A 13,812-nucleotide genomic window follows, 5' to 3' on the forward strand; every position below is an offset into this window, starting at 1 on the left:
AAAACGGATGCCGCCTGTCCGAAACGGTCTATGCGCGCGTAACAGTGCGCGGGAGGGAGAAGCCGCCGCCCACCCCACCCACCACCCCCTTGGGGTGGAAGCCGTTGCGCTTACCGTGATACAGCAAATGGGCGGCAGGTGGAACGCACGACCTACCTTGCGCGCGGAGCGCGCGGGAGCAAATGCCGTAAACCGGCCCTGTGGAAGCGCCAAAGCCTTGCAGCCGTGAAAAAAGGAAAGCAGGGAATTCAAAAGGGGAGGACAACCCATGCGGGTTGTCCTCCCCTTTACCCCGCGCAGGGCGGCGCACTGTCCCCGCTGCCGAGGGGTCTTTCCAAACAGGTTATTCCGCCAGCCGGAAAATCTCCAGGATTGCCGGCTTATCCAGCGGCACATAGCTTTTGACCGGCCCGCCGGCAGTCCTGATCGCGTTGTCGGCAAGCGTTTCGTAGTTTTCCGGCTTGATGCCGAGCTGCGCCATATGCACAGGCATGCCGATCTCCTCAAAAAACCGCTTGAGGGTCAGGATTCCGTCGCGCGCGGTGCGTTCCGGATGGGAGAAATCCATTTCCACCCCGAGGACACGGTGCGCGAGCTGCGCGAAACGCGGCACGTCATGCTCCATCACATACAGCGCCCACGCGGGGAACAGCACGGACAGGCCCGCGCCGTGCGCGATTTCATCACGGAAAGCGGAAAGCTCGTGCTCGAGCTTGTGGACAGGGAACAGGCGCAGGCGGCCGCATTCGGTCAGGTTATTGTGCGATATGCTGCCCGCCCACATGAGCGTGGCGCGCGCCTCATAGTCGTTCGGGTCGGCGATGGCGCGCCGGCCCGCGTCGCGCGTTGCGATGAGCAGCCCCTCGGCGATGCGGTCGGTGATGTCGGTTTCGCCGCCAGCGGTCAGGTAACGCTCCAGCGTGTGCATCATGATGTCCACAATGCCGCAGCCGGTCTGGAATTTGGATACAGTGAACGTGTTTTCCGGATTGAGGAAACTGATGCGGGGGCGGTTGGTCTGGCTGGTGATGCCGCGCTTTTCCTTGAGCTCCTCGTTGGTAAGCACGCAGGAGTTGCTGGTTTCCGAGCCGGAAGCCGAAAGCGTCAGCACCGAGCCGACCGGAAGCGTTTGATCGGGCGCGGTGCCGGTCGCAGCGAACTCCCAGGGGTCGCGGCCTGTGGCGACGCCCATGCCAATGCCCTTGGCGGAATCGAGGACCGAGCCGCCGCCGACCGCCAGGATGAAGTCGATGCCCTCGCGCTGGCACAGCTCAATACCGCGGCGCACCATCGAAATTTTAGGATTTGGCTCCACGCCGCCCAACTCGACAAACGACAGGCCCGCTTCAAAAAGGCTGTGCTCCACCCGATCGAGCAGGCCGGAGGAGCGGGCGCTCGACCCGCCGAAATGCACGAGCACGCGGTGCGCGCCAATCTCCTTGAGCTTGGGGCCGATATCCTTTTCGATATCGCGTCCGAAAACGACTTCGGTTGTGGTATGGATGGTGAAATTCAGCATAGTGGGGTTCGCCCGCCCTTCTTATTATAAGATAGTTATATTATACCTGTGCGCTTGCCAAAAGTCAAAAAGTTAGATAGAATAATTACCATATGGGATGAGGGCTGCGGCGGATGGAGAAAGGCTGAATATGGTTTACGATTATTCGTTCCTGCAATGGATGCTGATATTTTATATTTACTGCTTTTTGGGCTGGTGCTTTGAGTCCACGGTCGTTTCCGTGCAGCAAAGGCGCTTTGTCAACCGCGGCTTTCTCCGTGGGCCGATGCTGCCGATTTATGGCTTTGGGGCTACGCTTCTGCTGCACGTTTCGCTGCCGCTGTATAACCATCCGGCGGCGCTTTTTGCTGTCAGCATGCTGGTAGCAACAATATTTGAGTATATTGTCGGCGTAGTCATGGAAAAACTGTTCAAGGTAAAATACTGGGACTATTCTTCCCATCGATTCCAGTTTCAGGGACGGATCTGCCTGCAATCGTCCTTGTGCTGGGGATTTTTTGGGGTGCTTCTGGCGCGGGTTATCCATCCGCCGGTCGAGGTGTTGGCGGTGGGCCTCCCGTCCGTGCTGCTGGCGGTGCTGGTGGCGCTGCTGACCATTGCGTTCGCGGGCGACGTGGCGGTATCCGTCCGCACGGCGCTCGATCTTGCCAGACTGCTTGAGGAGCTCGACGAACTGCGCGAGCAGGGCGCGGCACTGCGGCATGAGCTGTCGCAGACCGCGATGGTGCGCCTGACGAATCTATCCTATCGGGTGGACGAGGCGCGCGGCGAGTGGTCGGAGAAAATGGACGATGCGCGCGCACAGCTCAACGAAAGAATGGACGACGCGCGCGAGCAATGGTCGGATACCAAGGAGCAGATATTGGACCGGCTGGATGCGATCCAGCAGCGTTTCAACGAGCGCGCGGAAAGCCTGAAGCGCACGCGTAAGAGAATGCTGCGCGGCAATCCGAGCGCGCGGTCGGCCCAGTACGACGACGTGCTGCAGCGACTGAAGCGGCATTTGGATTCGGATAAAAAGGGATAAACTGCACAAAATGCACGAAATGATGCAAAAGCGCTGTCGCTGTGCGTCTGGTTTCGTCAGTTTTTTGCTTGCTAAAATGCGCGTTTCAGGTGTATATTAATAGTACCCCCTGAACCTACCGATTTACTGGCAAATGGGGGCATGCAGCAAAACGAACCTTTTGCAGAGAAAGGCTGATATAAGATGAAAAAATTTGTCTATGCGGATAATGCGGCGACCACGCCGCTGTCCGAAACCGCGTTCGAGGCGATGAAGCCGTGGCTGACCGAGTATTACGGCAACCCTTCCTCGCTGTACCGCATCGGGCGCGCGGCAAAGGAAGCGCTTAACGAGGCGCGCGCCACGGTCGGCAAGTGCCTGAACGCGGCCATGCCGGTCAATGAAGCGAATGACTATGCGCCGGGCGAGATTATTTTCACCGCAGGGGGCTCGCAGGCAGACAACCTCGCTATCCGCGGTTTTATGCACGGGCCGGGCGCCAAGGGCCGCAAACATATCGTCACCTCCAAGATCGAGCATCACGCGGTGCTGTATACCTGCGAGGCGCTGGAAAAGGAGGGCTTTCGCGTCACATATCTGGATGTGGACAAGCAGGGGCGCGTCGATCTGGAGCAGCTCAAGCGCGAGCTGAGCGAGGATACCGCGCTCGTCACCATCATGGCGGCGAACAATGAGATCGGCACCATCCAGCCCATTCGGGAGATTGCCGAGCTGGCGCACGCAGCGGGCGCGAAGTTCCATACGGACGCGGTGCAGGCGGTCGGCCACATGCACATCGACGTGCAGGAAATGGGTATCGATATGCTCTCGCTTTCCGCGCACAAGTTCCGCGGCCCGCGCGGCGTGGGCGTGCTGTATGTCAAAAAGGGCGTGGCGCTGGAGCCGCTGGTATACGGCGGCGGGCAGGAGCGCGGCCTGGTTTCCGGCACGGAGAACACCGCGGGCTGCATCGGCCTTGCGGCGGCCATGAAAGAAGCGGTCGAGGGCCTGGATGAAAAAATGGGCTATGTCAAAAAGCTCACCGACCGTCTGGTCGAGGGCGTGATGAAAATTCCCTATACGCACTACACGGGCGATCCGGTGAACCGGCTGCCTGGCACAGCTTCGTTCGTGTTCGAGGCCATCGAGGGCGAGGGACTGATCCTGCGCCTGGATCTTGCGGGTGTGTGCGGCTCGACCGGCTCGGCCTGCTCGACCGGCTCGCTCGATCCCTCCCATGTGCTTATGGCCATCGGCCTGCCGCATGAGATCGCGCATGGTTCCCTGCGCCTGACGCTGGGCGAGCAGAATACCGAGGAGGACGTCGATTATATCATCGAGACTGTCACCCAGGTCGTAGGCACGCTGCGCGCCATGAGTCCGGTGTGGGAAGACGGCAGACCCAACCTGACCGCGGCCTCCAACCTGCACGGATAAGCCCCAAAAGATGAAAACCAAGCATTTTGATAGATTTGAGATATAAAGGGAGTCGTAATTATGCAGTACAGTGAAAAGGTACTCGACCACTTCACCAACCCGCGCAACGTAGGCGAGATCGCAGATGCGAACGGTGTTGGCGAGGTCGGCAACGCCAAGTGCGGCGATATCATGAAGATTTACCTCAAGGTGTCGGACGACGGCGTGATCGAGGATGTCAAGTTCAAAACCTTCGGCTGCGGCGCGGCGATCGCAACCAGCTCGATGGCGACCGAAATGGTCAAGGGCAAGACGCTCGAAGAGGCGCTCAAGCTGACCAACAAGGCGGTCGCGGAGGCGCTGGACGGCCTGCCGCCGGTCAAGATGCACTGTTCGGTGCTGGCGGAGGAGGCGCTTCGCTCGGCCATCGCGGATTATTACAAGCGCATGGGCAAGGATCCGGCCGAGATCCTCGGCTGCAGCCTGGATTGCGAAGCGTGCCACCACGAGCACGACCACCACACGCATTAAGCCGCGCGTAAACGCATATAATGAGGGCAGATTGCAAAATCTGCCCTTTTGGCATGCTTGATATATAGAAAAAAGGCAGGCTGCAGGCCTGCCTTGAGGGGATGGAAGCGTTAAAGCGCGTTTTCATGGAAGGAAGACAGGGCGCTCTGCATTTTGCCGATATTGGCGTCGTATACGTCCGCAAGCCCTGTGATGGTCAGGATGTAGTAGGCGCCGTCGGTTTGGAAATAGCTGACCTGCGCCCTGGCGGTCACGCCGCTCAGTTCGACGGTGTAGGATGCGGATTTGACGTTTTCGATCTCGGGCGCGTCCGGCCCGCCGCCGATCGCGACCTCGGCCTCGGCCGCGTCGCCGAAGGTGCTGAGCGTGGTTTGCTGGTGGTATGTGGCCAGTTCGTCCAGGTTGGAAAAGAACGCGAGCGACTGGTCAAGCGGTAGGGCCTGCACCATCACGGTGAAGCTCTGGTCGCTGTTGTCCAGCACCAGATGCTCGTCGTTACCGCCGTCGGTTACGGTCCAGCCTCCCTCGATTTCGGGTACGGACAGTGTGAACCGTCCGCTCGGCGCGTCATAGGGCATCAGAGCGGCGGCGTGGTCCGCCGTATCCGCGCCGGCATTATCTGCCGGCTGGCTGCCGCAGGCGGACAGGGAAACGGCCAGCAGGGCGGCGAGGCCCGCTGCGATGCGATGCAAATGCTTCATGAAATACATTTTCCCATTCTCTTTCTTTTTATTGCGGTACTTTCAGTATAGCATACGGGGACTCAGATAGAAACAAAAATCGTTCCGCAAGGGTGGCACACGATGACGGAAATTACAAAAAGTATAACATATCTAAAAGAATACAAAAAGTTAAAAGAAGCCCTGCTTGCCGGAAAAACACCGCTGCTTGCAGTCGGCCTGTCGGCGATCCACAAAGCGCATCTGGCGGCGGCATTGGGAGCGGAGACCGGCCGGCCGGTGTTCGTACTGACCGATGACGACAACGCGGCCAACCGCTTTGCCTCCGACCTGCATGCGTTTTCGGAAAAGCCGGTGACCGTCCTGCCGGCGCGCGACCTTGTCATGGCTGATGTGGCGGGCGTGTCGCGCGGCTATGAGCAGAAGCGGCTGGCGGCGCTGGACGGTCTGCCGGAGGCGCGGTTTGCGGTCGCCTCGGTGCAGGCCGCGGCGCTGCGGACGCTGCCGCCCGACGCGCTCGGGAGTGCGTCGGTGACCATCCGCACGGGGCAGGAGGCCCCGCTGGACGGTCTGGCGCAGGAGCTGACCCGCGCGGGCTATGAGCGGTGTACGCAGGTCGAAGGCGCGGGGCAGTTTTCAGTGCGCGGCGGCATTCTGGATGTATTCCCGCCGCAGGCGGAGCACCCATACCGCGTGGAATTCTGGGACGACGAGGTCGATTCAATCGCAACCTTTGACGTGGGTAGCCAACGGCGGCTGGACACGGCGGAGGCTCTGCGCTGTCTGCCGTGCATGGAGACACTGCCCGCGCTGGCCAAGGGCGGCGCGGCGGGGCTGGCAAAGGCTGTGTTGGGTCTGCTCTCCACCCGCCGCAAAAAGCATCCCGACCTGGCGGCCAACCTGGAACGCGACGCGGAGCGCCTGCGCGAGACCGGAGGACTGCCCGCAGCGGACAAGTACCTGCCGCTCGTCTATCCGGAGCCCGCGTCCGCGTTCGATTACCTGCCGGAAAACGCGCTTGTGCTCATTGAGGACACGCCGCGCCTGCGGGACGCGGCGCGCGATTTCCACGCCCGCATCGCGGACGATGTGACCGCCCTGCTCGAGCGCGGCGAGCTGCCGCCCGGGCTGGACGGATATGCGCTCGATTTTGCCAGCCTGTGCCGCGTGCCGCGTACGGTGCTGCGGTTGGACAGCTTCCTGAACAACGTTCCCGAACTGGTGCCGCAGCATCTGGAAAACTTTGTAGCCAACCAGATGAACGCCTACGGCGGCAATCTGGACATGGCGGCGGCGGATATCCGCGCCTATATCCAGCAGGGACGCGCGGTGGCGGTGGTCTGTGGCAGCGGGTTGCGCTGCCGCAACATGTGCGACGCGCTGACGGGCGCGGGCATCCGCGCGGCGGTCAGCGACCTGCTGCCCAAGGGGGGACACGTCAGCGTTCTGGAGGGGACGCTGTCCGCGGGCTTTGAGTACCCAGACCTCGGGCTGGTCGTGATGACCGAGGGGCAGGTGCTTGCGCGCCGCAAAAAGGCGCCGGTCAAAAAATCCAACCGCGACAGGGTCAAGTCGTTTACCGACCTGATGCCGGGCGACCTGGTGGTGCATGAGCACCACGGCATCGGCCGGTTCGTCGGCATGGAGCGCATGACTGTGGACGGCGCGGAGCGTGATTTTATCAAGATTGCGTTTGCCGGAACGGATTTCCTGTATGTGCCGGCGACCTCGCTCGATCTGATCTCCAAATACATCGGCGGCGGGGAGAACGAGCGCGTGCGCCTGAACAAGCTGGGCGGCGCGGACTGGTCCAAGGCCAAGGCGCGCGCCAAGGCCGCGGCCAAGAAGCTGGCCGAGGGGCTGATCCGGCTCTATGCCGAGCGCGCCAAGGTCCGCGGCTTCGCTTTCCCGCCGGACGACGAATGGCAGCGGGAATTTGAGGACGCGTTTCCCTATGAGGAAACCGAGGATCAGCTCCGCTGTATCGCGGAAATCAAGGAGGATATGCAGTCCGATCGGCCGATGGACCGCCTGCTGTGCGGCGACGTGGGCTTCGGCAAGACCGAGGTCGCGCTGCGCGCGGTGATGAAGTGCGTGCTGGCGGGCAAGCAGGCCGCCATCCTTGTGCCGACAACCGTGCTGGCGCGCCAGCATTACCTGACCGCGCTGCAGCGCTTCCAGGGGCATCCGCTGACGATCGAGCTGCTCACCCGCTACAAGACTGGCTCGGAGCAGACGCGTCTGCTGCAAAAACTGGAGGCCGGCTCGGTGGACGTGGTGATCGGCACGCACAAGCTGTTCAACAAGAGGATCAAATTCAAGGACCTGGGGCTGCTCGTCGTGGACGAGGAGCAGCGCTTCGGCGTTTCCCATAAGGAGGCGCTCAAGGAGCTTTCCAAAACCGTGGACGTGCTGACGCTGTCGGCCACGCCTATCCCGCGCACGCTCAATATGGCTCTGTCCGGCATTCGGGATATGTCGTCCATAGAGGAGCCGCCGCTCGACCGCCATCCGGTACAGACCTATGTTTTGGAGCAGAACGACGGTGTGCTGCTCGACGCGATCCGGCGTGAGCTGGCGCGCGGCGGGCAGGTATACTACCTGCACAACCATGTGGAATCCATCGCGCGGTGCGCGAACCTGCTCCAGCAGCGCCTGCCGGAAGCGCGCATCGGCGTGGTGCATGGAAAAATGACGCAGAAGGAGATCGCCGCTGCCATGAATGCCATGGCGGATGGCGAAACCGATATCCTAGTCTGCACGACTATCATCGAAACCGGTATCGACATTCCAAACGCAAATACGCTGATTATCGAGAACGCGGATAACCTGGGGCTGGCCCAACTGCACCAGATACGCGGGCGCGTGGGCCGCTCGTCGCGCCACGCCTATGCCTACCTGTGTTACCGGCGCGGCAAGGCGCTTTCCGAGATCGCGCAGAAGCGCCTGTCCGCCATCCGCGAGTACGCGGCGTTCGGTTCGGGATTTAAGATCGCCATGCGCGATCTGGAGATCCGCGGCGCGGGCAACGTGCTCGGCCCCGAGCAGTCCGGTCATATGATGAGCGTGGGCTACGACCTGTATCTCAAGCTGCTCGAGGAGGCCGTGCAGGAGGAAAAGGGCGAAATGCCCAAGCCGCGCGTGGACTGTGCGGCCGAGCTGCTGCTCTCCGCGAACCTGCCCGCCGCCTATGTGCCGGACGCGGGCCAGCGCGTGGACCTGTACCGCCGCATCGCGCTTATCCGCACGGAGGAGCAGAAGAGCGACATGCTCGACGAACTGATCGACCGCTTCGGCGAGCCGCCCGCGGAGGCGGTGGCGCTGCTTGATATCGCGCTGCTGCGCAGCCAGGCGAGCGGGCAGGGTATTGCCGAGATCAAACAGCAGGACGGCCGTCTGCTGCTCACCTTTGCGGAAACCGACTTTGCGCGCCTGTCCGTACTGTGCGGGGACAGCGACTTCAGGGGCCGTCTGCTGCTGAACGCAGGCTCGTCGCCGTACCTGTCGCTGCGGCTGAACCGCGGGGAGGAGTCGCTTGCCATGGCGCAGACACTGGTGGCGAAATACGCAGCTACCGCATAAAGCGCATGGGCGGCTTGACTTTCGGGCAGTATATGGTATACTGAAATCAAATTCAGATCGCAACGTATGCGACGACGCGGGAAGAGTAACCGTTTTCCGGCGCGCCCAAGAGAGAGGCCCCTCCGGCTGCAAGGGTCTTGCGCGCCGCGCGGAGAAGTGCGCCCGCCGAGCATCGGGGTCAAGCGCCCCGCGGGAATGCGCCCGTTACCGCGCTTTCGAGTGAAAAACAGGAGTGGAACCGCGACGTAAAGCCGCCTCTTTGGATAAAAGGGGCGGCTTTGTTGATAGAAGGAGACCACATGTGGGATGATCTTTTGACAGCGGTGGGCGAGGTGCTGCTTGGCTTTTGGCCGGACACCAGTAAGGCGGAGGATTATTTTGCCGCGGAGGTACTGGAAATAAGGGAAAAGCCCCGCTTTTCTGGCAGAAAGCGCCGTACGGTACGCCTGCGCCCGCTGATACGTCGGCCCGCAGGCTGGTACACCTGCAAAAGCAGGCATCTGCCTCTGTTCACGCCGAGACGGCGCGTTTTTGTTGCCGTCCGTAAAAACCAGATTATCCGAGTATCTGAACTGCGCCAAACAGATCAACCAGCCATTGTAAACAAATCCGAAAAGGAGATAAAGCCATGAAACTGTTCAACACCCTGACCCGTCAGAAAGAGGAGTTTGTCCCGATCACCCCGGGCGAGGTCAAAATGTATTCCTGCGGCCCGACCGTGTACAACTATTTCCACGTCGGCAACGCGCGCCCGTTCATCGTGTTCGACCTGCTGCGCCGCTACTTTGAATACCGCGGCTATAAGGTGCAGTTCGTGCAGAATTTCACCGATATCGACGACAAGGTGATTAACAAGGCCAACGAGGAAGGCGTGACCTATGACGTGATTGCCGACCGCTATATCAAGGAATACTACACGGACGCGGAGGGCCTCGGCATCGGCAAGGCGACCGTGCATCCCCGCGCGACCGAAACCATGGACGCAATTATCGGCATTGTGCAGAAGCTGCTCGATACCGGCCACGCCTACCTTGCCCCGAACGGCGATGTGTACTTCCGCACCAAATCCGATCCGGACTACGGTAAGCTGTGCCATCAGCCGATGGAGGAGCTGCAGGCGGGCGCGCGCATCTCAGTGGGCGAGCAGAAGGAGGACCCGATGGACTTCGCGGTCTGGAAGGCCGCCAAGCCCGGCGAGCCGGCGTGGGACACGCCGTGGGGCAGCAAGGGACGTCCCGGCTGGCATATCGAGTGCTCGGCTATGGTCAACAAATACCTCGGCCCGACCATCGACATCCACTCCGGCGGCCTTGACCTCATCTTCCCGCACCACGAGAATGAGATCGCCCAGTCCGAGTGCGCCAACGGCTGCGCGTTTGCGCATTACTGGCTGCACAACGGCTTTTTGACCATCGACAACGAGAAGATGTCCAAATCCAAGGGCAATTTCTTCATGGTGCGCGACGCGGCAAAGGAGTTCGGCTATGAGACTATCCGCATGTTCATGCTGTCCGCGCACTACCGCACCCCGCTCAACTACTCGGCCGAGTCGCTCGAGATGAACAAGGCATCCCTCGCCCGCCTGTACGAAGCCCGCAATAATATGGAGTTCCGCATCAGCAAGGCCGAGGGCGACGCAATGACCGCGGAGGAGTCCGCCAAGCTGGAAACCCTCGCGGCGTACAAGCAGAAATTCATTGACGCGATGGACGACGACCTGAACACCGCGGACGCGCTCTCCGCTGTGTTCGAGCTGACGCGCGAGATCAACGCCTGGATGGGCGCGCACCAGGACGCGACAAAGGCGTTTCTGACCGCGGCGCACAGCCTGTTTATGGAGCTGACCGGCGTGCTCAACCTGGTGCAGAAGCGCGAGGACGCGGCCGCCGATCCGGACGCGGACAGGATCGAGACGCTGATCGCCCAGCGCGCGGCGGCGAAGAAGGAAAAGAACTTTGCCGAGGCAGACCGCATCCGCGACGAGCTGGCCGCTATGGGCGTGACCATCAAGGATACCCGCCAGGGTACCCAGTGGAGCCGCGCGTGAGAGCGGACGGCTGAAAAATGGGAAAAATGAAAAAAGCGGTTCCGGTAGGAACCGCTTTTTTGCTGCTTTGGGGGAGCGGGCGCGGGGTCAGTCCTCGCCGCCGAACAAATGATGGAGGAATTTTTTCCAACCGGGCGCCGGCGGCGCGGGATTGGCCGACTGCTGGTGCGCTTCGGAAATTGCCTGCTGCATGAGCAGCGCCTGCGCGCACACCGGATCGGGAACGGCCGGCTTTTTGCAGTACGTTCCGTCCGGCTGCAGGACGCGAGCCTTAACGGTGTCATGCTGCATGGCGTATAAGATATCATGCAGGCGCGCGCGGACCTCCTGACTGTCGATCGGGCAGGCGATCTCGACGCGGCGCTCGGTATTGCGCGTCATCAGATCGGCCGAGGAGATATACATTTTTTCATCCGCGCCGCGGCCGAATACAAAGATGCGGGAATGCTCGAGAAAACGGCCGACGATGCTGGTGACCGAAACGTTTTCCGTATGGCCCTTGACGCCGGGCAGCAGGCAGCAGATGCCCCGCACGATCATTTCGACCCGAACGCCTGCGCAGGACGCCTGCCGCAGCTTCTCGATCACATCGATGTCGGTCAGGGAGTTGAACTTGAGCAGGATGTAGCCCTCGCCGCCCTTGGCGATCTGCTCGTCCATCAGCGCGAGGATATGGTCCTTGAAGCTATTGGGCGCGACGAGCAGACGCTCGTATTTCCCCTCCAGATTGCCAAGCGCCATGTTGTTGAAAAACGCGCCCGCGTCCATGCCGATATGCTCGTTGGAGGTGATGAGCGACACGTCGGTATACTGCGCGGCGGTTTTTTCGTTGTAATTGCCTGTACCGACCTGGGTGATATAGCGCAGGCCCGCGCGGTCCTGGCGGGTGATCAGGCAGATTTTGGAGTGGACCTTGTAGTCCTCAAAGCCGTAGATAATCTTGCAGCCGGCCTCCTCCAGCCGTTCGGACCAGTCGATGTTGTTCTGCTCGTCGAAACGGGCGCGCAGCTCGATCAGCACGGTCACATCCTTGCCGTTTTCTGCGGCCGCGCACAGGTATTCAACCAGCTTGGCCTTGCGCGCGAGACGGTAGATCGTGATGCGGATGGAGACAACGTGCGGGTCGCCTGCGGCCTCGCGGATCATCTGCAGGAACGGCTCCATGGTTTCATAAGGATAGGAAAGCAGGATGTCCTTTTTGAGCGCCGCCTTGAGCAGGCTTTGCCCAGCGGGCAGCATGCCCGGCTGCTGTGGCGTGAACGGCGGGTCGGAAAGCGCAGCGCGCTGCTTTTCCGGCAGGTGCTCGCCCAGGCTGAACGCATACGCCATTTTGAGCGGCGCCCGGCGCGACAGAAAAATCTGCGCGTCGGTTACCTCGAAGCGGGTGCGGAAGTATTCCTTGAAGTGGTCGCTGATCGGGCGGTTGAGTTCAACGCGCACCACGGCCATACGGCGGCGCTGGCGCAGGAGCTTTTCCATCCGTTTGCGGAAGTCCCCCTCCTCCGCGCCGAACGTTTCGTCGTCCGGATTGATGTCCGCGTTGCGGGTGACGCAGAACACGGTTTTTTCCAGCACGTCGTACATCTCGAACACATGGTCCGCGTATTCGAGCAGGATATCCTCGACCGGAACGTACTGCCCGGGCTGGCCGGGCAGGAATACCAGCGCGGGCAGCGAGGCGGGTACGGGCAGCAGGCCGAGGCGCTCGTTTTTCTTATGGGCCAACAGAGCGGCGATGTGCAGCACCTTGCCCTCCAGATGCGGGAAAGGGTGGTGCGAATCCACGATCTGCGGCGACAGCACGGGCGCCATCACATTTTTGAAATAGTGCTTGATGTACTTCTGTCCCGCCGCGTCCAGCTCGCTGATGTGCAGACGGCACAGGCTTTCGCCGCGCAGCCGGCGTTCAACGTCGGAAAACGCGGCGTCCCGCCGCTCGTACAGCGGCTCCACCGCCGTGTAAATGCGGCGCAGCTGCTCGCGGGCGGTCATGCCGGATTTGTTGTCAATGTGGTTTTTATCGACTGCCGCCATGTCGTCCAGGCTGCCGACGCGGATCATAAAAAATTCGTCCAGATTGCTGGTGAATATGGAAAGAAACTTCAGCCGTTCGAGCAGGGGGACGCTCTCATCCTCCGCCTCGGCCAGCACGCGTGCGTTGAACTGCAGCCACGACAGCTCGCGGTTTTGTGTATAACCCTGTTCCCAAATCGCCTGTGTCATGCTGTACCCCTCTTTTCCCCACACAGGGCCGCGGCGGAATGCGCACACGGCTTGCATTATAATATCTTACTATTATTATACCGTATTTCCGCGCCCATACAATGCGTATTTTGTAAAAACCGCGTAAAATAATGCGCGTTTTTCGGCAGCGTAAGACTTGCGGAAAGGGAGAGGATTTGATACACTGAAAAAAAGAGAAAGGAAGACGTGGCATGAGAAATATTTGGCACGACATTAACCAGCGCTACATATCGCCGGGGCGCTTTACGGCTGTGATCGAGATTCCGGCCGGCAGCAAGAAAAAGTATGAGTTGGATAAGGAGACCGGTCTGCTGCGGCTCGACCGCATCCTGTATACCTCCACGCATTATCCGGCCAACTACGGCTTTATCCCGCGCACCTATGCAGACGACGGGGATCCGCTCGACGTACTGGTGCTGTGTACGGAATCGCTCGACCCGCTGGTTGAGGTGGAATGCTATCCGATCGGCGTGATCCGCATGATTGACGACGACGAGATCGACGATAAGATCATTGCGATCCCGTATGAGGACCCGACCTGGAATTTTTATCACGATATCGACCAGCTTCCCCCGCACTACGGCAGCGAGATATCGCACTTTTTTGAGGTGTATAAAGGCCTGGAGCATAAGCATACGGCCACGTCGGACGCGCTCAATCGGGAGACCGCGATAGAGGTGATCCAAGCCTGCATGGACCGGTACGAGGTGCATTTCTGCGGCCGCCGGCCGGAAAAAGAGGAGCGCTGACAGCGCGGTGTAAAAAAGAGAGGGAACGCCCGTTCCCT

General features: G+C 60.7%; 10 protein-coding genes. 7 read left to right on the forward strand and 3 right to left on the reverse strand.

The annotated features are described in order from the left end of the window. Positions 1–343 precede the first annotated feature (343 nt). On the reverse strand, positions 344–1,519 hold the full coding sequence (locus tag RX717_RS00730; protein ID WP_054328158.1) for an iron-containing alcohol dehydrogenase: 1,176 nt from the start codon (positions 1,517–1,519) through the stop codon (positions 344–346). Between the two features lie 130 nt (positions 1,520–1,649). Between RX717_RS00730 and RX717_RS00735 the strand changes: the two genes are divergently transcribed. From RX717_RS00735 to nifU, 3 genes are all read left to right on the forward strand, one after another. Continuing rightward, a complete protein-coding gene (locus RX717_RS00735) occupies positions 1,650–2,546 on the forward strand; it encodes a putative ABC transporter permease (protein WP_054328159.1) in 897 nt (298 codons plus the stop codon). Between the two features lie 183 nt (positions 2,547–2,729). Then, a complete protein-coding gene (locus RX717_RS00740) occupies positions 2,730–3,962 on the forward strand; it encodes a cysteine desulfurase family protein (protein WP_054328160.1) in 1,233 nt (410 codons plus the stop codon). A 60-nt stretch (positions 3,963–4,022) separates the two neighbouring features. Then, positions 4,023–4,472, forward strand: coding sequence for a Fe-S cluster assembly scaffold protein NifU (gene nifU, locus RX717_RS00745; protein WP_107631268.1), 450 nt, complete (start codon positions 4,023–4,025; stop codon positions 4,470–4,472). A 110-nt stretch (positions 4,473–4,582) separates the two neighbouring features. Here the strand turns inward: nifU and RX717_RS00750 are convergent, their stop codons facing one another. Beyond that, entirely contained in the window at positions 4,583–5,173 is a 591-nt protein-coding gene (locus RX717_RS00750; RefSeq protein WP_147574272.1) for a hypothetical protein, read from the reverse strand. A gap of 102 nt (positions 5,174–5,275) precedes the next feature. Between RX717_RS00750 and mfd the strand changes: the two genes are divergently transcribed. The 3 genes from mfd to cysS all read left to right on the forward strand — a co-directional run bounded on the left by mfd (position 5,276) and on the right by cysS (position 10,781). Then, positions 5,276–8,734, forward strand: coding sequence for a transcription-repair coupling factor (mfd, locus tag RX717_RS00755; protein ID WP_107631267.1), 3,459 nt, complete (start codon positions 5,276–5,278; stop codon positions 8,732–8,734). A 299-nt stretch (positions 8,735–9,033) separates the two neighbouring features. Beyond that, positions 9,034–9,366 (forward strand): hypothetical protein, encoded by a 333-nt coding sequence (locus RX717_RS00760; RefSeq protein ID WP_107631266.1) that lies wholly within the window; start codon positions 9,034–9,036, stop codon positions 9,364–9,366. Beyond that, a complete protein-coding gene (gene cysS / locus RX717_RS00765; RefSeq protein ID WP_107631265.1) occupies positions 9,363–10,781 on the forward strand; it encodes a cysteine--tRNA ligase in 1,419 nt (472 codons plus the stop codon). The genes RX717_RS00760 and cysS overlap by 4 nt, the downstream gene beginning before the upstream one ends. Before the next feature lie 87 nt (positions 10,782–10,868). Here the strand turns inward: cysS and ppk1 are convergent, their stop codons facing one another. Then, a complete protein-coding gene (gene ppk1, locus RX717_RS00770) occupies positions 10,869–13,004 on the reverse strand; it encodes a polyphosphate kinase 1 (RefSeq protein WP_159068123.1) in 2,136 nt (711 codons plus the stop codon). 212 nt (positions 13,005–13,216) lie between these two features. Here ppk1 and RX717_RS00775 point away from each other — a divergent pair, with 212 nt between their 5' ends. Next, positions 13,217–13,774, forward strand: coding sequence for an inorganic diphosphatase (locus tag RX717_RS00775; RefSeq protein WP_054328163.1), 558 nt, complete (start codon positions 13,217–13,219; stop codon positions 13,772–13,774). Positions 13,775–13,812: the final 38 nt, after the last annotated feature.

It is taken from the genome of Intestinibacillus sp. NTUH-41-i26 (assembly GCF_032769475.1).
Classification (GTDB): domain Bacteria; phylum Bacillota; class Clostridia; order Oscillospirales; family Butyricicoccaceae; genus Agathobaculum; species Agathobaculum ammoniilyticum.